This window comes from Streptomyces sp. NPDC048331 (assembly GCF_043201215.1).
GTDB lineage: Bacteria > Actinomycetota > Actinomycetes > Streptomycetales > Streptomycetaceae > Streptomyces.
In genome coordinates this window covers 112,615-133,721 of the sequence record NZ_JBICYT010000017.1, presented here as the reverse complement: position 1 = coordinate 133,721, position 21,107 = coordinate 112,615, and the positions used below count along the sequence as shown (strand labels likewise).

The window sequence follows — 21,107 nt, the reverse complement described above, 5'->3', positions numbered from 1 at the left end:
CCGATCATAACCAGACATGGCGGAGTTTCGGATAGGTGTCTTCCGAGCCCGAAGCGTGCTAGTCACGGGAAATCATCGCAGGCCAGAGATCGGATCGGAATCGAACCGCGACGTACCCGACACCAAGGCCGTCCGGTGGTGTTCCGGCCGTGGTGGCGGACTACCCGGTAGCGGCGGCCGGTCGGCCGGTCAGCGATCCCTGGGGCTCGCCCCGTACCAGCTTTCCGGCGGCGCTCAGGAGCCGCGCCGGCACGTCCGGCCGTTGCTCGGCGCGCCGCGCGAGGTGGTGGCGCAGGGCCGGGTCCGGGGCGCATCGGTAGCGTTCGAGGTAGTAGGCGATCTGGTCGGACCAGACCCAGAGGCCGTCGGTGCGGAAGCCGGCCGGCACCACCCTGTTCCGGGACGGATCGAGGCGGTCCGGTTCCGGTACGAGGCCGTGCAGGGCCACGGGGGCCTGCCGGAGGGACCTGAGGAGGGCGGCGCATTCCTCGGCCGAGGTCACGTGCTCACGGTCGGGCGCGATGGCCGGCGCCCCGTCGGGCCCCCGGAAGTCGAAGACCCGCGCGAGGTGCAGCGCGGTGGCCGAGGACGTCCCGCCGTCCGACGGTCGCGGGGCGGCCGCGGCGGCGAGCGGGTCGGCCGACGTGGGCGTGTAGCCCCGAGGTGCCTCCAGCAGCCGGAGCCGTCCGCTGACGGCCTCGGCGTCGGCCGGCCGGGCCTCGCGGTCCTTGGCCAGCAGATCGAGGATGAGCCTTTCCAGGCCGAGGGGCAGGTCGGGGCGGAGCTCCGTGGGTGGCGGCGCCGGCTCGCCGAGGTGCCGGTCGACGACGGAATGGATTGATCCGGTTCCGAACGGCGGGGCACCTGTGACCAGTTCGTACAGCAGGCAGCCGAGTGAGTAGAGGTCGGCGCGGGCGTCGACCTCCGAACCCCGGATCTGTTCCGGGGAGGCGTAGGGCGGGCTGCCGAGGAAGTGCCCGCTCACCGTCAGCTTGGTCTGGCCCCGGCTGCCCGGCGCGGCTCCGGGCAGCAGCGCGGCGATGCCGAAGTCCACGACCTTCACGGTTCCGGCCCGGGTCAGGATGACGTTCGAGGGCTTGAGGTCCCGGTGGACGATCTCCTTCGCGTGCGCGGTGTGCAGCGCGGCACAGATCTGACGGGCCCATGCGAGTACGTCGGTCAGGGGCGGCAGTGCTCCGTCGCGGACCAGGGTGTCCAGCGAGCTGCCCTCGACCAGCTCCATCACCACGTGATAGCAGGGGTCCTTCCTGAAGTCGTAGACCGTGACGATGTGCGGGTCTCCGGCCAGCCGTGCGGTGAAACTGGCCTCGCGCTCGAACCGGGCCCGGAAATGCGCGTCCTGCGCCGCGGCGGGGTGGATCAGCTTGAGCGCGACCTCCCGGTCGAGCACCTCGTCGTGGGCGCGCCACACCTCGCCCATCCCACCCGCCCCCAGCGGCACGCGCATCCGGTAGCGCCCGTCGAGCAGCCGGCCCGCCATGTCGTCGCTCACCGCGCTACCTTCCGTCTCCGCCGGCCGCGCCCGTCAGACCGAACCCGGCGCTCACGAGCAGGGGGGCCAGCGAGTCGATCGACACGGCGAAGACGCCGTCCGACTCCGCGCGCAAGGCCAGCGTGCCGATCACCTCGCCGAGTTCGTTGAACAGGGGGCCGCCGGCCGCATCGGGCGGCAGGGTCAGATCGATCTTGAACAACTGGAGTCGCTGCTCCGGGAAGACCTCGAACTTCTCGACGGTGCCCGGCACCAGTGCGTCCGGGTCCGCGGCCCAGACGAGGTCGCCGATGTGGACGAGCCGGGGGAAGCCCAGGCGCAGCGCCGCCGCCCGCACCGGCTCTGCCAGGAGCAGCACGGCCGTGGCGATGGAGGAGGAGTCGGGGAGGAAGACCCGGCGTACGGCCCGCTCCCCTTCGACCAGTCGCACCGTCATCGCCTCGGGATCCTGCGCCGCCCACCGCCGGCTGGTCAGGACGTGGCGGTCCGAGATCAGGAAACCGTCACCCTCCTGGCCGCCGCCGTCCGCCACCCGCACCAGGGCGGCCCGGGCGGACGCCGTGAACTCCGTGGAGTCCCCCGGGTTCGCGGGGTCGAGTACGACCGCGCCCAGCCGGGCCGCGTCGGCGAGCAGCGTCCGCCGGTAGCCCTCCACGTCTCCGGCGCCGGCGAGGCAGTGCAGCCGTCGCCGGAGGTCCTCGGGGTCGGTGAGCGGTTCCGCCCGTTCCTCCAGCGCCTGGAGCGCCCGACCGTGGTCGCCGGCGGCGTGCAGGGCGCGGAAACGCGTCAGCGGGTCGCTGTCCACGGCGGCGAGGGCCGCGAGCACGCCGTTCCAGCGCGTCAGCCGGGCCATGCCCTGGCGCATGGCGGAGAGGTGCACCGCGAGTTGTCGGGCGAGGTGTTGTCCCGCAGCGGTCCGTTCCGCCAGGAGCGGCTGGGCCAGATGGCTCCGCGCGTTGGCCAGCAGATCTCGCAACGGGGCGCGCAGGGAGAGGAGTTCGCCCTCCAGCTCGGCCGACCGCGGGCCGTACATCTCGGCGAGCAGGCCCTGTGTGGTCGGGTCCAGGGCCCGGCGGGCGGGCCGGTGGGCGCTCAGCCGCTCGCGGAACTCACGGCAGAGCGGCTCACAGTCGCCGAGCTCGGCCGCCTCCTCGACCAACCGGCCCAGGGTGCGTCCGAGTTCCTCCCGTTCGCGCTGGACGCCGTGCCGCCGCTTCATCGTCTCGATCTCATCCGGTGCGAGCAGGGTCGTCTCGGTGAACTCGGCCGAGCTGCTGTTCCCGGTCACCGTGTCGCGCGCCGTGACCGTGAGGACGCAGCTCTTGTCGAACCCGAAGGTCACTTCGATCTGCGGTACTCCGCGCACGAGTGGCGGGATGCCCGTCAGCCGCAGGACCCCCACCAGCGAACGGGGCTCGATCCGGCCGATGTAGACCCTGATCAGCACCTCCGACTGAAGGTCCCGGGTCGTGGTGTAGGTCTTCGACGCCTTCTCCGGAATGCGCGTGTTCCGCGGGATGAGGATGGAGAAGCCCTCGGTGTCGTCGGCCTCGGCGACCGCGATCCCGAGGTCGAAGGGAGTCGCATCATGCAGCTCCAACCCCGTCAGATGGCCGGAGAGCGCCGCCCCCTCCAGCGCGGCGCCGTAGGCCACGGCCGTCCGGGGGTCCGACAGGACGGTGCGGTCGGCTTCGAAGACCTCCTCCACGGCCTTGCTGATCAGCGGAGAGAGCATCGGGCCACCGACCAGGACGAGATGGTCCGGCAGTCGGCCCCGCTCCTGCGTCATCAGCTCGCAGACCGCGCGCAAGGTGCCCAGCGAGTCGGCGAGCAGGGTGGCGAGCTCCTCGCGGGTCAGCTCCAGGCGTACTTCCGGCTGCCCCAGGTAGGCGTTGAGGATGTATTCGGCCTCGGGCTGGGAGGAGAGTGCGATCTTGAGGTGCTCGGCAGCCAGTTCGAGCCGTCGGCGCGCCCGGCCGGTCGCCGGGACGTCGAGTCCGCGGGTGCGCAGCCGCCGCGCGAGCTCGTCGGCCACGATCCGGTCGAAGTCGTAGCCGCCGTACTCGTTGTCGCCGAGGATGTTCCGGACCTGGTAGTGGTTGCCCTGCACCTCCATGGCGCTCACGTCGAGGGTGCCCGCGCCGAGGTCCACGACGGTGACCTCGCCGCTCAGCCTCCGCTGGGCGGCGGCCGCCAGGCAGGCCGCGGTCGGCTCGTGGATCAGGCGCCGAACCTTCACCCCCGCGATGTCGCACGCGCTACGGGTGGCGTGCTTGGCGTTGTTGCGGAAGTACGCGGGGATGGTGACGATCACCTCCTCCCGCTCCAGGGTGAGGTCGTGGTGCTCGGCCGCCCAGTCCAGCCAGTCGTCGCGGACCTGCCCGAGCGCTTCGCGGGCCAGCTCGGCGAGCCGTTCCCGCACCTGCCCGACGAGGTGTCTCTCCACCAGAGTCCGGGCGTGCGCGATCAGGCGGGCGGCGACCTCCTCCGGCCGGTACGAGCGGTCCAGGATGGTGTAGGACATGCCGTCGCCCATCCGGCGCTTCGCGGCGCTGATGTGGCCGACGACCCAGGAGGCGAGGATCTGGTCACCGCTCAGTCCGACGATCTCCTCGCCCGACCCGGTCACCGTCAGGGTGGAGGCGAACTGGGCGTTCACCCCGTCCGGGCAGATCACCGGCCGCCCGCCGCGCGTGTCGTAGAGGGCGGCCACGCACGAGTGGGTCCCGAGGTCGAGACCCCAGACGTCGGCGAAGCGGGCGTCCGTCTCGGCGCGGGCCCGCTGCGCCCATTCGGCCGCCCGCTCCTCGAACTCCTTGCGGCCGACGGCGCCGATCGCCTCCAGAGCGTGGCTCACCCGTTCCCGCTGGAGCTCGGGGACGGCCGCGTCGTCCTGCTCGACCAGCGCCTTCAGGATCCCGGCGGCCGCCGAGTCGCGTCCCCTGCGCTCCAGTGCGTCCAGGCAGCGCTCGACGAGTTCGGCGATGTCGCCCGTCCGGCGCAGGAACGGGGCCAACCGCGGGTCCTCGATCGCCTCCTCGCCCTTCCAGCGGATCAGACAGCGACCCGCCGCCGAAGCGTCGTCCGCACGGCCGTAGAGGTCGACGGCCTCCTCGAACCGCTCGTCCTGCTCGTGCAGACGGGCCGCCCCGAGCAGGTCGCCACCGGCCTCGCGGGACGCGGCGCGGGCGGCCCGGCCCTCGGCCGAGTCCTCGCTCTTGAGGACGCGGTCGGCTTCGCCGAACCGCTCGGCCTTCCGGAAGAGGGCATGCGCGCGGTAGAGATCACCGGCGTCCTCGGCGAGCCCGGCCGCCTCCGCGGGCCGGCCCGCCGCCTCCTCGAACCGGCTCCACTCCAGGCACACGGCCGCGCGGTCGGCAGGGGTGGTCCGCCCCAGCAGATCCCCCAGTCGGCGCCGCTCGACCGCGCCGACCGCCGCCCGTAGCCCCTCCAACTCGCCTGTCTCCTCGGCGATCCGCTCCGTCGGCCGCGCGGCCCGTTCCAGGTGGCCGAGGATCTCCGAGACGAGCGCGAGGGCGGCGAGCCGGTCACCCTGTTGCACCTGCTCGTCGATGTCCGGGTGGCAGGCGGCGGCCAGGGCGGCCAGCCGGTCGGGCTCCTCCGCGGGGCAGGTCGCCAGCGCGGCCCGCCGATCGCCGAGTCGCTCGTGGCAGCGGCTCACCAGATCGCGCCGGCCGGCCTGCTCGCAGTGCGCGAGCGCCTCGGCGGGCCGGCCCGCGGCGAGGAGGAGTTCACCGGCCCGGTCGTGGAAGTCCCGGGTCCGCCGGGACAGCCCTTCGGTCCGGGCCAGTTCCAGTCCGGCGAGGACGTCACCGAGGCGCTGCGACGTCGCACAGCAGTCCAGCGCCTCGCGCTTGCGTACCGGGGTGTCCGCGAGTCGCACGGCGTCGCCGCCGCGGCCGAGGAAGAGCTTCACCGGGTACAGGTCCGGCACGAGGGGGTCGGCGAGGTGGTCGAAGAAGGCGCTCCACAGCGCGGCGTCCTGGGCGAGCGCGGCCCTCGCGGTGTACGCCCGTAAGGCGTCCGTCGTCGTGCCGAGGTCGAGAAGTCCCGCGTCCTGGCGGCGGCGCAGCAGAGAGACGAGGCTGTCGGCGCCGTCCCGCTCACCCACCAGCACCGCCAGCCGGCCGCCGGCCTCACGCTCCAGCGCGAGGTCTCCGGCGCGGCCCGCCGCCTCGGCGATCACGGTGAGGACCGTATGGTCGCCCTGCCCGACGGCTTCGTGCAGCGCAGCCTTCCGGGCCGACCCCAGGGCCGCCGCGTACCCCTCGGCGGGCAGTCGGCGGCCAGGCCGCTCCAACAACTCGGACGCCAGCGCCGGGTCGTGGTCGAGCGCCTCCACGAGGGCCCGGCCGAAGGCTTCGGCGGCCAGGTCCAGGTCCCTTCCGGTCAGCAGCGAGGGCCGGAAGGTCTGGTCCACCGCCTTCAGTGCCTTGCGCAGGCTGCGGGGTCTGCCGTCCGAGGACCTGTTGAGCCACACCTGTCGTCATCCCCCTGCGATCACAAGGCCGGACCCTGATCTCCCATGCTAACGACCCCGGAGGCGGCGGGAGATGGGACCGCGTGACTGCTCGCGACCGCCTGCGGACGCGGGTCGGATGCGCGGAGCAACCGCCCCACGGGCCGGAATCATCCCTTGCGTACCGCGAGTAACGGCCTTTAGGGTCAACGGACTTGAGGAAGGGGAGGCACCATGGAAAGCGACAGGGCACCAGAGGACGACACCCGGACCAAGCCAGAGATCAAGAAGGTGGCCGTCCGCGACGAGGCCAGGAAGCGCGATCGGCTCACCATCGACAAGCGACCGTCGTCCTGACCGGGCGGGAATCGACGCCCGGCGTGGCACCGAGGACACCGGGCGCCGATACCCCGTGCCGGGCCGCCGACCGGCCGGCCCGGCGGACGGCGCACGGCCGGGCGGGGAGGGCCGTATGCGCGTTCATCTGGTGACCATGCCCTGGCAGCCGATCGACCTGCCCTCGCTCCAGATCGGCCTGCTGCACGCCCTCCTGACCCGCACCAGGCCGTCGGACGAGGTCCACGAGTTCCACGGCTCACTGCGCTGGGCGCACTTCCTGCTGGAGCGGACGGACGGCCTGCTGCGCCCGGCCGACCACGCCGAGGTGGGCAGCGACTCGATCTTCGACGGACTGGGCGACTGGGTCTTCTCGGGTGTGCTCTACGCGGACCCCGACTGGGGTGTCGCACGGCTCGGCGCGTACGCGAAGCGGCGCGGCGTCCCGGTGGACAAGGCGCACGCCATGCGGGTCCACGCGGCGGAGTTCATCTCCCGCAGCGCTTCGGAGATCCTCGCCGAGGATCCGGACGTCGTCGGGTTCACCAGCACGTTCATGCAGAACGTGTCCTCGCTCGCGCTCGCCGCCGAGCTCAAGCGCCGCCGTCCCGGCCTCACCGTGGTCTTCGGCGGCAGCAACTGCGACGGGCCGATGGGCCACGCCCTGCACCGCAACCATCCCTTCGTCGACCATGTGGTGCGTGGGGAGGGGGAGTACGCGTTCCCCGCCCTGCTGGCCCATCTGGACGCCGGGACCCCGCCCGTCGACGTACCGGGCCTGTGCTGGTGGGACGGCGGGACCTCGCGGGCGAACGAGGAGAGCCGCCGGACGGTGGCACCGCGGGACATCGCCTCGCCCGCCTACGACATCTGGCAGGCGGAGCTCGACGCCTCCCCGGTGGCCGAGTACGTCCGCCCGAAACTGGTCGTGGAAGGCGCACGCGGCTGCTGGTGGGGCGAGAAGCACCACTGCACGTTCTGCGGACTCAACGGCTCGGCGATGGCGTTCCGCGCCAAGCCCGGTGAGCAGTTGTGGGCCGAGGTCGACCGGCTGGTCCGCCGGCACCGGATCCTCGACATCGTCACCGTCGACAACATCATCGACATGGCGTACTTCACGGACTTCCTGCCGCTCGCCGCCGACAGCGGCTGGGACCTGCTGATGCACTACGAGGTCAAGTCCAACCTCGACAGCGACCAGTTGGCGCTCCTGGCCCGCTCGGGAGCGGTGCACATCCAACCGGGGATCGAGAGCCTGAACAACCGCGTCCTCGGGCTCATGGACAAGGGGGTCACCGGCTCCCGCAACGTCCGCACGCTCCGGGAGTGCGCCGACCGGTCCCTCACCTGCACGTGGAACTACCTGTACGGGTTCCCGGGCGAGACGGCGGACGACTACGACGCGGTCGTCGAGCAGATGCCCGCGCTCGTCCACCTGCAGCCGCCGGGCGGTGCGTTCCGCATCCAGCTGGAGCGGTTCAGCCCGCACTTCGCCGATCCGGCTCTCGGTTTCGCCGAGCGGACGCCCGCCGAGATGTACGGCCATGTGTACGACCTCCCCGAGGAGGAACTGGCCGATCTGGTGTACCTCTTCGACACCCCTCCCCGCGGGATCGGCGGCCGGGCCGAGGAGCGGCTCGTACGGGCCGTCGAGGTCTGGCGGGCCGGGCACGCCGGTTCGACCCTGCTGATGGAACCCGGCGCGGACGGGGAGCTGCTGGTGCACGACCGGCGGCACGGCCGGCCGGCCCGGACGCATCGGCTCACCGGCTGGGAGGCCGCCGCGTTCCGGCGACTGGAACACGGCCGCTCCGGGCCCGCCCTGCACCGGCTCCTCACCGAGGCAGGGCTCACGGTCACCCCGGAACGGCTCACGGAGTGGCTCGGCGAGCAGCTGGCCCTGGGGCTGCTGTTCTTCGACGGCCGGTCGTACGTGTCGCTGCCGCTGCGGAACGCGCCGGTCCGTACGGCCGCCGGCACGGACGTCGCCGAGGCCGGGGCGGACGCCGAGGTGGTGGCCCGATGACCGGCGGGCAGGTGGTGGTGGACGAGCCGCTGCCGCTGGGCACCGGCGGACGCGGCGCGGCGGACGCGGTGCGCTTCCTGCGCGACTGCCAGAGCCGGGCGCTCACGGTGGACTGGGTCCCGGACCGCGACGCCCTGCCCTTCGACACCGGGCTGCTGCACCACCTCCCGCCACCGGCCCACCGACCCACCCCCACGGGCGGGTCCGGCGGGTCCGACGAGGCGGCCGCGTGGCGGTCCCGGTACGCGTACGGCCTCTTCTACCATCGCCGCGGGCCGGACTTCGTGACGGTCATGGACCGCAGGGACCCCTCGGCCTCGGCCCGGTTCACCATCGACCATCCCGCACTGCTCGGCGCCTTCCTCGCCGTGCAGGAACCCACGGCCCTCGACGAGCTCGACACGACACGGCGCGAGGCCGTGTCCCTGCTGGCGGACGAACGTCTCGTCCTGGTCACGCGGGGATGGGTGGTGGCACTGCCGCCACGCCTGAGCCGCTGGCCCGTCCCCTGCACGAGCGTCTGACCGGTGACCTCCTCGCCGACCCGCCCCCCGGCCCCGACCACGGCCGCCGACAGCGGCGGCACGCCGTGGCGCGCGCTGCGTCGACACCGCCCGTTCCTGCTGCTCTGCGGCGAGCAGGCGGCCAGCTCCGTCGGACGGCAGATCACCGCGCTGGCACTGGCGATGCTGGCCGTGACCCGGCTGGACGCGGGCCCGTTCGGGGCGTCGGCGCTGCTGGCCCTGACCTACCTCCCCGGCGCCGTGCTGAGCCCCCTCGCCGGTGTGCTCGCCGACCGGGCCCGACTGCGCACCCTGGCCGCCACGCTCACCTCGTTGCAGGTGGTGGTCGTCGCCTCGGTGCCGCTCGCCGGGGCACTCGGGCGACTCGGTCTGCCGCACCTGTACGTGGTGGCCGCCCTGTCGGGCGCGCTGACCTGGACCCTCTCGGTGGCGCTGCAGGCGGCGCTGCCCCGCGTGGTCCGGCCCGAGCAGCTCCTGACCGGTAACTCGGCGCTGACCGGAGCCCGTACGGCGGGCATGATCGGCGGCCCCGCCCTCGGCGGTGTCCTCGTCGGTCTCGCCGGGGCGTCCTCCGCCCTGCTGGCCGGCGGCGTCGCCTACGCGGTCGAGGCCGCCCTGCTGTTGGCCCTGCCCGCGTCGCTGAACCGGCCGGCGGAGGCGACCGGGCGCCAAGGCCCCCGACTCGCCGCGCTCCGCGAGGGGTTGGCGGTGGTCCGGGCGCATCCGGTGCTACGCCGACAGGTGCTCGCGGGCGCCGGGTTCAACCTCGGCAGCGGGGCCGCGGACGCGCTCTTCGTGGTGTACGCGAATCGTGAACTCGCGTTACCCGCATGGCAGTTGGGGATGGTGTATGCCGCGTTCAGCGTGGCCACCGTGGTCGGGGTCCTGCTCGCCGGCCGGTTCGCGACCTCCGTCGAGCTGTACCGGGCCACCCGGATCTGCGCGGTGGTCGCCGCCCTCGCGATCTTCCTCGTCCCGGCGGCGTCGCTGGGGCTCGCCTTCCCCGCGCTGCTCACGTACCAACTGGTGTTCGGCATGGCGGCGACCGTGTGGGCGATCTCCATGACCACCACCCAGCAGCTGATCGCCCCACCGCACCTCCAGGGCCGCGTCGCCGGCTTCGCCCAGGCGGCGCTCCTGACCACCGTCCCGGTCGGGGCCCTGTCCGCGGGCGCGCTGGCGGCCTGGGCGGGGAACGTCCCCGTGCTGACCGGCGCCGCGACGGCGGCGCTGCTGGCCGCGGCCTGCTTCTGGCTGCCGCACCGCACGGACACGGCCGTACCGTCCGGTTCCCCACGGGAGGTGGCCCCGTAGGGAACCGGACGGGTTCAGCCCTCCTGGCCGCTCGGAGTCAGCCGCAGCGAGATCGAGTTGATGCAGTACCGCTGGTCCGTCGGGGTCGGGTAGCCCTCGCCCTCGAAGACGTGGCCCAGGTGGGAGCCGCACTTCGCGCAGCGGACCTCCGTGCGGACCATTCCGTGCGAGGTGTCCGCGATCAGCTCGACCGCGTCGGTGTCCTTCGGGTCGAAGAAGGACGGCCAGCCGCAGTGCGACTCGAACTTCTCCGACGAGCGGAACAGCTCGGACCCGCAGCCGCGACAGGAGTAGACGCCCTCGGTCTTGGTGTCGGTGTATTCACCGCGGAAGGCCGGCTCGGTGCCCGCCAGGCGCAGTACCTGGTACTCGGACGGGGTCAGCTCCGCCTGCCACTGCTCGTCCGTCTTCTCGACCTCGTAGGACATGACTCTCCCGCTCCCTCGTACCTTCAGCTCGACAGCCGGGCGAGGATGGCCGGACCGAGGTCCGTGACGTCACCCGCGCCCATGGTGAGAACGAGATCACCGGGCTTGGCCATTCCCGCGATGGCGTCGGCGACGGCCGCCTTGTCGTGCTCGGCGGTGACGTCGGCGCCCGCCGCCCGGGCGGCCGCGATGATGAGCTCGCTGGTGACGCCGGGGATCGGGTCCTCGCGGGCCGGGTAGATGTCCAGCACCAGGGAGGCGTCGGCGAGGGCCAGGGAATCGCCCATCTCCTTGCCGAGCTCCTGGGTGCGGGAGAAGAGGTGCGGCTGGAAGACGACCAGGATCCGGGAGTCGCCGGCGGCGCCCCGGACGGCCTCCAGGTCGGCGGTCATCTCCGTGGGGTGGTGCGCGTAGGAGTCGATCACCTGGACGCCCGCGGCCTCGCCCTTGAGCTGGAGGCGACGCTTGACGCCGGTGTACTTGCCGAGCGCGCTCGCCAGGTTGTGCGCCGGGATGCCGAGCGCCACGCCCGCGGCGAGGGCCGCGACGGCGTTGTGCGCGTAGTGGCGGCCGGGGACCGAGACGGTGAAGGTGAGCATCCGGCCGTCGAGGACCACGGTGACCTCGCTGGTCAGGCCGCGCGGGGTGATCTTGGTGATGCGGACGTCGGCGCCCTCCTCCTCGCCGTACGTGACGACGGTGAGGCCCTCCTGGCCGGCGACCCGACGGGCGATCTCGGCCGCGCCCTCCTGACCGTGGGCGACGACCAGGGTGCCGCCGGGGACGACCTTGCCGACGAAGGTCTCGAAGGACTCGTAGATCTCGTCGATCGAGGCGTAGTTCGCGTGGTGGTCGAGCTCCGCGTTGAGGATGATCGCGACCTGCGGGGTGTACTTGTGGAAGGTGCGGTCGCTCTCGTCGGCCTCGGCGACGAAGATGTCGCCCTCGCCGTGATGCGCGTTGGAGCCGGGCGCGTCCAGGTCGCCGCCGATCGCGTACGAGGGGTCCAGGCCCAGGGCCGAGAGGGACACGGCCAGCATCGAGGTGGTGGTGGTCTTGCCGTGCGTGCCGGCGACGGCGATCGGCCGCAGCCCGTCCATCAGGGCGGCCAGCGCGTCGGAGCGGTGCACGACGGGGATGCCCAGCTCGGCGGCGCGGGCCAGCTCCGGGTTGTCGGCGCGGATCGCGCTGGAGACGACCACGCAGGTGGAGTCGGCGGCGAGGTTCTCGGCCGCGTGTCCGCCGTGGACCGTGACGCCGTGGGCGCGCAGCGCCTCGGCGGTCTCCGAGTCACCGCGGCTGTCGCTGCCGGCCACGTGCGCTCCGCGCTGGGCCAGGATCTTCGCGATACCGGACATGCCGGCGCCGCCGATGCCGATGAAGTGGGGCCGTTCCATGGCGGTCGGCAGGCCGGGCTTCATTCAGGTCGCTCCAGGATCGTGTTTCTTGCGGGTGCGCGTGAGGCTCTGACTGGCCCCAAGCCTATTCGTTGTGGGCGAAGAGCTTGAGCACGGGAACCCCGACCTTGTGACGGGCCCGCGAGGCCCAGTCCCGGTGGAAGAACTCCTCCACGAAGTGCGGGGCGGTCAGGACGATCACCTCGTCGGCGCCGTGCTCCTCGACCACGGACTTCAGTTTGTCGAGCGGGTGGTCCTCGACGAGCTGTCCCACGGCCTTGGCCCCCTTGGCGCGCAACGCGTTCAGGGAGTGCGCGAGGGCGTGCGCGGCCGGGCCGAGGGCGGCCTCGCCCTCGGGCTCGTCACCCTCGCGGATGGCCTCCGGAATCTCACCGAGCGCTACGTCGTCGATGGCGCGCAGCAGTCGGTCCTGGTCGCCCCGCGGTTGCATGAGGACGATGAAGGAGACCGCGTCGTCCCCGTGCAGGGTGGTGACGAAGTCCACGTCCACCGCGGTCAGCGGCTGCTCGATCATCAATACGCTCGTGAACACGGACGCCCTCTCCTTCATGGGCCGAGGCCGACCGGCCGACCCCTGCGGAAACCATCCTGCCCCGCTGTCGCACGGGGCCTACGCAGACATACCTGCCCAGTTATGTGGCCGGCGGAAGCAAAGCGGAACGACAAATTCCGCGCCTTGTCAGATCCGACGGTAGCTCGTGAAGAGGAACCCGGCCTCTTCCAGTACACAGGCGGGCGCGAGCCGGTGCGGAACCGTGACGGAGGGGCCTCCGGCGATCCGCTGGGCGCCTCCCGCCACGAGCATCGGGGAGATCGTCAGGCACAGCTCGTCCAGGGCGTCGGCGGCCACGAACTGCCCCAGGAGCCGGGGCCCGCCCTCGGTGAGCTGGCGGCGCAGCCCCCGGGCGGCGAGCTCCCGGACGACCCGGGCGGCGTCCACGCCCACGCCGTCCCCGGCCACCACCACCTCGGCCCCGGCCCGGATCGCCTCGGCCACCCGGTCGGCGGGCGCGGCGGCCCCCGTGACCACCAGGGTCGGCACCGACGGGGAGGTGAACAGGGGCAGCGAGAAGTCCAGGTCCAGGCTCGCGGTGACCACGGCGACGGCGGGGGCCGGGCCCTGCCCGGAGGCGGCACGGCGGGCGGCGAAGGCCTCCCGGACCCGGGCCGGGCGGTAGCCCTCCTGGCGAACCGTTTCCGCGCCGACGACCACCACATCGGCCAGCGCCCGCAGGGTGCCGAAGATCCGCATGTCCGTCTCGCCGGAGATGGGCTGCGAGCGGCCCTCGTGCTGGGCGCCCCCGTCCAGGGTGGAGACCATGTTGGCCCGCAGCCAGTGGCCGTCCGCCTTCAGCGCGGGGTACGCGTAGGCCTCCGCCAGCTCGTCGAGCGACCACTCCCGGTCGGCCGTGTCGGCCGCGTCGGCCGCGTCGGTGCCGTCGGCCGCGTCCCGGGGCGGAGCTGGTGTCTGATCGGTCACAGGGAACAGGCGTCGCATCGGTGCAGTGTGCCACGCCCCGTAGAGTTGAGAGCTGTGTCGACATCTCTCTCCACCTCCGGTTACACCTCCGGCCGGCCCCCCATAGCCGACGCGGGGCCCCAGGCCCTCTGCGCGCGCGAGCCGCGGGTGCCCGCCGAACGCCTGGTGGCCGAGATGGTCCCGCCGCCGCGGTTCGACTCGGTGCGCTTCGACACGTACGACCCGGACCCGACGCAGCCCAGCCAGTCCGAGGCCGTCTCCGTGCTGAGCGGCTTCGCCGCCGGTCTGGGCGGCGCGCACGCCAGTGGCGCCGGCAAGAAGCGCTGGTTCTCGAAGAAGCCCGCCGCCCCCACCGGCCCCCGCGGGGTCTACCTCGACGGCGGCTACGGCGTCGGCAAGACCCACCTGCTGGCCTCCCTGTGGCACGCCACCCCGGCCGAGCCCGCGCTCAAGGCCTTCGGCACCTTCGTGGAGCTGACCAACCTGGTCGGCGCGCTCGGCTTCCAGCAGACCGTGCAGACCCTGGGCGGGCACCGGCTGCTGTGCATCGACGAGTTCGAGCTGGACGACCCGGGCGACACGGTACTGGTGTCCTCGCTGCTCAGCCGGCTCGTCGAGCAGGGGGTGGCGCTGGCCGCCACCTCCAACACGCTGCCCGGCAAGCTCGGCGAGGGCCGCTTCGCCGCCGCCGACTTCCTGCGCGAGATCCAGGGGCTGTCGGCGCACTTCCGGCCGCTGCGGATCGACGGCCAGGACTACCGCCACCGCGGGCTGCCCGAGGCCCCGGCGCCCTTCTCGGACGAGCAGGTCACCAAGGCCGCGTACGCGACCGAGGGCGCGAGCCTGGACGACTTCCCCGGCCTGCTCGAACACCTGGCCCGGGTGCACCCCAGCCGCTACGGCGCGCTGACCGACGGCCTCACGGCGGTCTGCCTGACCGATGTCGGCCCGGTGCCGGACCAGTCGACGGCACTGCGGCTGGTGGTACTGGCCGACCGCCTGTACGACCGTGAGATCCCGGTGCTGGCGTCCGGAGTCCCCTTCGACAAGCTGTTCAGTGAGGACATGCTGAACGGCGGCTATCGGAAGAAGTACTTCCGCGCCATATCGCGGCTCACCGCGCTGGCGCGCGACGCGAAACCCCTGGTCTCCCAGTAGGTTTGGGGACGCCGGGGACCTTCGGGGACCCGGCCGTTTCCCACATCTTCGAAGGGATCACCATGGCCACCACGCGTCACGCGCACACCGTCTGGGAAGGCAACCTGCTGGAGGGCAAGGGTCAGGTGACCCTGGACTCCTCCGGCAAGGGCACCTTCGACGTCTCCTGGCCTTCCCGTGCCGAGGCCGCGAACGGCAAGACCAGCCCGGAAGAGCTGATCGCCGCCGCCCACTCCAGCTGCTTCTCGATGGCGCTGTCCCACGGCCTCGCGGGCGCGGGTACCCCGCCCACCCGGCTGGAGACCAAGGCGGACGTCACCTTCCAGCCCGGTGAGGGCATCACCGGCATCCACCTCACGGTGGAGGGTGAGGTACCGGGTCTCGACAACGACGGTTTCGTCGCCGCCGCCGAGGACGCCAAGAAGAACTGCCCCGTCAGCCAGGCGCTGACCGGTACGACGATCACGCTGAGCGCCAAGCTCGCCTGATCGGCGTCGCCACGGCGAAGGGGGCGCGGGGGGCCCCGGGCGCGCCCCCCCCCCCCGCGGGCCCGCCCCCCCCCCCCGCGCGGGGGGGGCCCCCCCCCCCCCCCCCCCCCCCCCCCCCCTTCGTGTCCCGTCCCGTCCCGTCAGGCGGTCGCCAGCTGCGGGATCAGGCGCATCGCGTTGTCGTGGTAGATCCCCCGCAGTTGCTCCGGGGTGAAGGCCGGGTCGGCTTCGAGGGCGGGCAGCGCCAGGTCCGTGACCGTGTCGGCGGGGGCGGCCGGCCAGTCCGTGCCGAAGAGGATGTGGTCGGCCGGCACGTGCTCCAGCAAGGTCGCGGCAGGCGCCATGGGCCCGGCCGTGTCGTAGTAGAAGCGGCTCAGATGGTCACGGACGGCGGCGGGCTCGACGCGCGGTTCGCAGAACCGACCGAGGGCCTGCAGGCGCGACGCGATGTACGGCAGGAAGCCCCCGGCATGCGGCAGGACGACGGAGATGTCCGGGAAGCGGTCCAGCGTCCTGTGGCTGATCATGTTCACGGCGGCCCGCGTGGTGTCCAGCAGGAAGTCGCACATGAAGTTCGGGATCCCCGGGACCGTCGACCCACCGGGCGGACCCGACGGCGGACCGGACCCGGCCGGCGGGCCGCACGGGCCGTCCGGCAGGTTGTGGGGGTGGGTGTCCACCACGGCGGAGAACTCGTTCAGCTCGTGGAACAGCCGGTCGTAGGCGGGATCGCCGAGGTAGACGCCCCCGTAGTTGGCCGTCACGTTCACCCCGACGGCCCCGAGCTGCCCGAGCCCGCGGCGTACGGCCCAGGACGAGGCGTCCGTGTCGTCCAGGAAGAGGGGCACGTAGTACGAGAACCGGCCCGGATGCGACTGCGCCACCTCGACCATCGACTGCAGCGTGATGTTGACGGCTTCGCGCAACTGCGCCGACGACCGGTAGCGCGCCGGCAGCATCGGTTTGAGGACGGCGGTCGTGATGCCCACGTCGTCCATGAAGCGGATCGCCGCCTCGGTGCCGAGCCGGGACCACGGGGGCAGCCGATCCGGGTCGATCAGTTCGTGGTGCGCGGCCCAGTCACGCCACTGCGGGGCGCAGAAGTGATGATGCATGTCGATCTTCGGATGGACCGCGCGCGCCGCGTCCGGGCCCGGTACGGAGGAACCCCGGGCGACCCGGATGACCTCGCTGGTGCCCACCGCGGCGATGCGCAGCTCGTCCGCCGGCGTCCCCAGCAGGCGCAGCGCGGACGTACTCATGGAATCCGTCATGCCGAGACCACGGAGGCCAGGGACGCCTCGCCCGGGTCCGCGTCGGGTCGGACCGGGTCCGGCTCCCGCACGCGCTCCGGCTCCAGGACGAGCCGGAGGTGTTCGAGGCCCCGGAACGCCGGCACCGGCCCCTTGAGCCACGCCTTCCCGGTCTCCCTCGCGTCGGCGAGCTCCATGTCCGGGAACTCCCGCAGGAGGGTGGCGAGCGCGATCTCGAGTTCGAGCCGCGCCAGCGGCGCCCCCAGGCAGTAGTGGGTTCCGTGCCCGAAGCCCAGGTGCGTGCCCTGCAGGCCCTCGCGGGTCACGTCCAGCTCGTCGGGGAGGTCGAACTTCTCGGGGTCCCGGTTGGCCGAGGAGAGCGCGATCTGCACGAGGGAACCCTCGGGGATGCGCGTACCCCGGATCTCGGCGTCCTGCGCCGCGTAGCGGAAGGTCGACGTCTCCACGGAGCCCTCGAAGCGCAGCATCTCCTCGACCGCCCGCGGAACGAGCGTCGGGTCCGCGCGCAGCAACGCCGCCTGATCGGGGCGCAGCAGCAGGTTGAGGACCGAGTTCCCGATCTGGTAGGCGGTGGTCTTGTGGCCGGCGAAGAACAGCACCCACAGCGAGGCGACCAGTTCGGGGTCCTCCAGCTGCTCCTCCCCTTGCAGGAGGTCGCTGAGGAAGGAGTCCGACGGGTGCGCGCGCGTGTCCGCGATGAGCCGCTCCAACCGGTGCTGCAGGCGCTCCTCGGCCGCCTTCAGCTCGGCCTTCCGGCTGGGGTCGAAGCGGGAGCGGGTCACCACCGCGAACTGCTCCAGGATCTCCGGGCGGTCCTCCTCGGGGATGCCCATCAGTTCGCACAGGACCGCGATGGGCAGCGGGAACGCGAACGAGGCCATGAGGTCCACCGTGCCGGCCTCGCGGCACTCGCCGAGGATGCGCTCGGCGATCTCGGTGATCCTCGGGCGCATCCGCTCCACCCGCCGGGGGGTGAAGGCGCTCCGCAGGATGCGGCGCAGCCGCGTGTGCCGGGGCGGGTCCGAGAAGAGCACGTTGTCGTCGAGGGCGTCGAAGAAGCTGCCGTACACGGCGTGGTAGGTGTCGATGGCGCCGTGCATGTTCTTGCTGAAGCGGGGGTCCGACAGGGCCTCACGGGCGTCGTCGTGACGGGTGATGAGGTACGTGTCGATCCCGTGGGGAGGCGTCAGCCGGCACACCGGATCCCGCTCGCGCAGGGCGGCGTACATCGGATGGGGGCACTGCCGGTACTCGGGCGCGCCCCTGGACACGGCCGACACGATCTCGTGCAGCTCTCCGCCGCCGTCCAATGCCGCATCCTGCTGCGCCATGGTCCGCACCCTCCGTCGCACTCGCCTGCTGGGGACATCACCGGTTCCCCGCGCGGGTACGTCGCGAAACGACGCCGCTCCCGTTCGAGTGAGCCGGCGGCGGCGGGTGCCGGGCCGGGTCGGGGTACGGGTCCGGCCGACCGTCAGCCGATCGGCGGTCGCCCGTCCGGGCCGAGTGTGTGGCGGGCGCGGCGGGCCGGGGAAGGGCTGCTGGTGCCCCCAGCCAGCCCGTCACAAGGAGCCCGCGCATGGCCCGTCGTCTCGCCCTGGCCCTCACGGCAGCCGCCTCGCTCACCCTGGCGGCCGTCGCCGCTCCGCCCGCCGCTTCGGACCCGGGCCCCGGCCGGGCCCAGGGCGATCGGGCGCTCACCTACGCGGCGACCGCCAGATATCAGGTCCACGCCAATGCCGTGGCGGACGGCTACAAGCCCGACCAGTACTGCGTCGTCGACAAGGCGGGCCCGGGCGCGCTCGGTTACCCGCACTTCAACCACAAGTACGACAACTCCCTCGACCCGAAGAAGCCCGCCGCGCTGTTCTACGAGGACGACGGGCGCGGCGGCAAGCGGCTCGTCGCCGTCCAGTGGCTGCTCTACGACCGCGACCAGAAGCTGACGACGGACGACGACCGCCCCACGATGTTCGGCATCCCCTTCAAGGGCCCCAAGCCCGGCAACTTCCCCGGCCAGCCGGTGCACTACGCCTTGCACATGTGGCTCTGGAAGAAGAATCCCGACGGCCTGTTCGAGACCTTCAACCGGGCGGTGACCTGCCTTCCGGGCACCACGCGCCCCAAGCCGTCGCTCTGATGCCCCACCGGGAGGCATCGGCGCCCCTCACCCGACGCGGCCTGCTCGCCGCGGGCGGGATCGTCTTCAGCGGGGCGCTGGGCGCCCTGTTCGCCGGAGGTGGCTCCCGGGCCGCCGCCCGGGCCCCGCGGTCCCCCCGCACCGGCCGCGGGTACGGGCCGCTCGTCGCCGATCCGCGCGGGCTGCTCGACCTGCCCGCGGGGTTCACGTACCGGGTGCTGTCCCGGGCCGGCGAGCCGCTGCGCTCCGGCGAGGGCGCCGTACCCGCCAACTGCGACGGCATGGCCGCCTTCGGGGCCGGCGGCGGCCGCGTGCGCCTCGTCCGCAACCACGAGAACCGCACCACCGCCGCTCTGCGCGTCCCCGCCGTCCCGGGGCTGACCTACGACCCCGAGGCCCTCGGCGGCTGCACCGCCCTGGAGCTGGACGCGGCCGGGCGGGTCACCGGCGAGCGGGTCGCCCTCGCCGGCACCGCCGTCAACTGCGCGGGTGGGCGCACCCCCTGGAACACCTGGCTGAGCTGCGAGGAGACCGAGGACCGCGCGGGCACCTCCGGCTACACCCGCGACCACGGCTACGTCTTCGAGGTGGACCCGGCCGACCCGCGCCGCTCGGGCGCGGTTCCGCTCACCGCGATGGGCCGGTTCGCGCACGAGGCCGTGGCCGTGGACCCGTACCGCGGGGTCGTCTACGAGACCGAGGACGCCTTCGTCCGGCCGTTCGGGCTGTTCTACCGGTTCCTGCCGGAGCGGCCGCTGGGCGGGCTCGGCTCGCTGCGGGCCGGGGGCCGGCTGGAGGCCCTGCGGGTACCCGGGCTCGCGGACCTGGCGGTGGTGGACGAGCCCGGGGCGGAGTTCCCGGTGGAGTGGGTGCCGGTACCCGATCCCTCGGCGGCCGGTACGCCGATCCGGCTCCAGGACTTCGGGCCCGGCGGGATCACCCACGCGCAGAAGCTGGAGGGCTGCTACTGGGGCGACGGCGGGGTGCACTTCGTGTCCAGCTTCGCCCGCAGCGGTGAGGGCGCGGCCGCCGACCACCACGGGCAGGTGTGGTTCCACGACCCGCGGCGCTCCACGATCCGACTGGACGTGCGCTTCGGCCCGGCCACGGACATCGCGCTGCCCGGGGACTCCCCCGACAACATCTGCCTGGCTCCGGACGGCGGACTGATGGTGTGCGAGGACGGCGGCGGCGCGCAGTACGTCTTCGGGGTGACGCAGGGCGGCGAGGTCTACCCGATGGCCCGCAACGCCGAGGACATCGGAGGGCTCGGGGCCCCGGAGTGGGGGGAGTTCGCCGGGGTCACCTTCTCCCCCGACGGGCGGACGATGTTCGTGAACGCCTACGCGCCGGGGACCACGTTCGCGGTGACGGGGCCCTGGCACTGATCTCGCGCTCCCGTTCGGTCTGCCGGAAGATCGTACGGAACCGACGGGATTGGGGTGGTCAGCTATGGCCGGGAAGCAGAACGAGAAACGAAACGAGAAACGGGACGAGAAGCGGAAATCGGCGAGGTCGTCCGAGAAGCGGGAGGAGTCCGCCGGGCCGGCGAAGGACGTGAAGGACGCCAGGTCCGGCAAGGCCGGGAAGGGCGCGAAGTCCGCGAGGCACGGCAAGCACGGGGAGTCGGGGAAGCGGTCCGCGGCCGCGGCCTCCCCTGCCCGGCCGCTGCGGGAGCTGCTGCGCGTCACCCCGGGCGACCGGCCGGACCTCGCCCGCCTCGACCCCTCCGCGACGCCCGGCGGTCCCGTCGACAAGGCGGCCGGGGTGGCGGCCACCGCTCTGCTGGCGCAGCCGCTGGGCTCGCTCCAGGAGCGGCTCTACGCGGCGAGCACCGCCGGTGACCGCCGTCGGGTCCTGCTCGTCCTCCAGGGCATGGACACCAGCGGCAAGGGCGGCACCCTCAAGCACGTGATCGGGCTGCTCAACCCCTCCGGCTGCCGGATCAAGGCCTTCAAGGCGCCCACCGAGGAGGAGCTGGGCCACCCCTTCCTCTGGCGGATCAAGCAGGAACTCCCCCGGCCGGGCGAGATCGGCATCTTCGACCGTTCCCACTACGAGGACGTGCTCATCGCCCGGGTCCGCGAGCTGGTGCCGCGCAACCGGGTGCGCGCCCGGTACGCCCAGATCAACCGGTTCGAGAAGGCCCTCACGGACGACGGGGTGACCGTGGTGAAGGTCTTCCTGCACATCGGCTACGAGGAGCAGCGGACCCGGCTCCTGCAGCGGCTGGACGACCCGGACAAGCACTGGAAGTTCAACGTGGGCGACATCGAGGAGCGCACCGTGTGGCCCGCGTACCAGGAGGCGTACGAGGTGGCGATGGAGCGCTGCTCCACCGACGAGGCGCCCTGGTACGTGGTGCCCGCGGACCGCAAGTGGTACCGCAACTGGGCGATCAGCACGCTGTTGCGGGAGCACCTGGAGGGCATCGATCCGCGGTATCCGAAGGCGGAGTTCGATGTCGAGGAGTGCCGTAGGAGGCTGCTGGCGGGGTGAGTTCCGGCTGACCGCCTGTCGTTCATTCT

At 72.8% G+C, this 21,107-nt stretch carries 17 protein-coding genes; 9 read left to right on the top strand and 8 right to left on the bottom strand.

Going from position 1 to position 21,107, the window contains the following annotated elements; translation table 11 throughout:
• Positions 1-160: 160 nt before the first annotated feature.
• Both ACGFYY_RS24185 and ACGFYY_RS24180 read right to left on the bottom strand, forming a co-directional pair.
• A complete protein-coding gene (locus tag ACGFYY_RS24185; protein WP_393712231.1) occupies positions 161-1,513 on the bottom strand; it encodes a serine/threonine-protein kinase in 1,353 nt (450 codons plus the stop codon).
• A gap of 4 nt (positions 1,514-1,517) precedes the next feature.
• A complete protein-coding gene (locus tag ACGFYY_RS24180; RefSeq protein ID WP_393712228.1) occupies positions 1,518-6,014 on the bottom strand; it encodes an Hsp70 family protein in 4,497 nt (1,498 codons plus the stop codon).
• 213 nt (positions 6,015-6,227) lie between these two features.
• Between ACGFYY_RS24180 and ACGFYY_RS24175 the strand changes: the two genes are divergently transcribed.
• The 4 genes from ACGFYY_RS24175 to ACGFYY_RS24160 all read left to right on the top strand — a co-directional run bounded on the left by ACGFYY_RS24175 (position 6,228) and on the right by ACGFYY_RS24160 (position 10,193).
• The gene (locus ACGFYY_RS24175; RefSeq protein ID WP_258309265.1) at positions 6,228-6,350 is read left to right on the top strand and encodes a hypothetical protein; all 123 of its coding nucleotides are present in this window, start codon (positions 6,228-6,230) and stop codon (positions 6,348-6,350) included.
• Positions 6,351-6,465: 115 nt separating this feature from the next.
• Positions 6,466-8,355: a RiPP maturation radical SAM C-methyltransferase gene (locus tag ACGFYY_RS24170; RefSeq protein WP_393712225.1), complete on the top strand. Its 1,890-nt coding sequence runs from the start codon at positions 6,466-6,468 to the stop codon at positions 8,353-8,355.
• Positions 8,352-8,879 (top strand): DUF5825 family protein, encoded by a 528-nt coding sequence (locus tag ACGFYY_RS24165; RefSeq protein ID WP_393712222.1) that lies wholly within the window; start codon positions 8,352-8,354, stop codon positions 8,877-8,879. The genes ACGFYY_RS24170 and ACGFYY_RS24165 overlap by 4 nt, the downstream gene beginning before the upstream one ends.
• 3 nt (positions 8,880-8,882) lie before the next feature.
• Positions 8,883-10,193, top strand: a complete 1,311-nt coding sequence (locus ACGFYY_RS24160; RefSeq protein ID WP_393712220.1) for an MFS transporter — start codon at positions 8,883-8,885, stop codon at positions 10,191-10,193.
• Positions 10,194-10,207: 14 nt separating this feature from the next.
• Here the strand turns inward: ACGFYY_RS24160 and msrB are convergent, their stop codons facing one another.
• The 4 genes from msrB to ACGFYY_RS24140 all read right to left on the bottom strand — a co-directional run bounded on the left by msrB (position 10,208) and on the right by ACGFYY_RS24140 (position 13,537).
• Positions 10,208-10,621, bottom strand: coding sequence for a peptide-methionine (R)-S-oxide reductase MsrB (msrB, locus tag ACGFYY_RS24155; protein ID WP_365277654.1), 414 nt, complete (start codon positions 10,619-10,621; stop codon positions 10,208-10,210).
• Positions 10,622-10,644: 23 nt separating this feature from the next.
• On the bottom strand, positions 10,645-12,042 hold the full coding sequence (murC, locus tag ACGFYY_RS24150; RefSeq protein WP_393712217.1) for a UDP-N-acetylmuramate--L-alanine ligase: 1,398 nt from the start codon (positions 12,040-12,042) through the stop codon (positions 10,645-10,647).
• Between the two features lie 61 nt (positions 12,043-12,103).
• A complete protein-coding gene (locus ACGFYY_RS24145) occupies positions 12,104-12,571 on the bottom strand; it encodes an indole-3-glycerol-phosphate synthase (protein ID WP_033217927.1) in 468 nt (155 codons plus the stop codon).
• 147 nt (positions 12,572-12,718) lie between these two features.
• Positions 12,719-13,537: a pyrimidine reductase family protein gene (locus ACGFYY_RS24140; protein WP_393712214.1), complete on the bottom strand. Its 819-nt coding sequence runs from the start codon at positions 13,535-13,537 to the stop codon at positions 12,719-12,721.
• Between the two features lie 84 nt (positions 13,538-13,621).
• Here ACGFYY_RS24140 and zapE point away from each other — a divergent pair, with 84 nt between their 5' ends.
• Together zapE and ACGFYY_RS24130 are read left to right on the top strand one after the other, a co-directional pair.
• The gene (gene zapE, locus ACGFYY_RS24135; protein ID WP_393712298.1) at positions 13,622-14,677 is read left to right on the top strand and encodes a cell division protein ZapE; all 1,056 of its coding nucleotides are present in this window, start codon (positions 13,622-13,624) and stop codon (positions 14,675-14,677) included.
• Positions 14,678-14,739: 62 nt separating this feature from the next.
• Complete coding sequence (locus ACGFYY_RS24130) at positions 14,740-15,165, top strand: OsmC family protein (RefSeq protein WP_365277665.1); 426 nt, start codon at positions 14,740-14,742, stop codon at positions 15,163-15,165.
• A gap of 140 nt (positions 15,166-15,305) precedes the next feature.
• Here ACGFYY_RS24130 and ACGFYY_RS24125 read toward each other — a convergent pair whose 3' ends face one another.
• Positions 15,306-16,427, bottom strand: a complete 1,122-nt coding sequence (locus ACGFYY_RS24125) for an amidohydrolase family protein (RefSeq protein ID WP_393712211.1) — start codon at positions 16,425-16,427, stop codon at positions 15,306-15,308.
• Positions 16,428-16,435: 8 nt separating this feature from the next.
• Positions 16,436-17,770, bottom strand: coding sequence for a cytochrome P450 (locus ACGFYY_RS24120; RefSeq protein ID WP_393712209.1), 1,335 nt, complete (start codon positions 17,768-17,770; stop codon positions 16,436-16,438).
• Positions 17,771-18,018: 248 nt separating this feature from the next.
• Between ACGFYY_RS24120 and ACGFYY_RS24115 the strand changes: the two genes are divergently transcribed.
• The 3 genes from ACGFYY_RS24115 (at position 18,019) to ACGFYY_RS24105 (ending at position 21,078) form a co-directional block, all read left to right on the top strand.
• Positions 18,019-18,579 (top strand): hypothetical protein, encoded by a 561-nt coding sequence (locus ACGFYY_RS24115; protein ID WP_365277197.1) that lies wholly within the window; start codon positions 18,019-18,021, stop codon positions 18,577-18,579.
• Positions 18,579-19,967, top strand: a complete 1,389-nt coding sequence (locus ACGFYY_RS24110) for an alkaline phosphatase PhoX (protein WP_393712206.1) — start codon at positions 18,579-18,581, stop codon at positions 19,965-19,967. The genes ACGFYY_RS24115 and ACGFYY_RS24110 overlap by 1 nt, the downstream gene beginning before the upstream one ends.
• Positions 19,968-20,031: 64 nt before the next feature.
• On the top strand, positions 20,032-21,078 hold the full coding sequence (locus ACGFYY_RS24105; protein WP_393712204.1) for a PPK2 family polyphosphate kinase: 1,047 nt from the start codon (positions 20,032-20,034) through the stop codon (positions 21,076-21,078).
• Positions 21,079-21,107 lie beyond the last annotated feature (29 nt).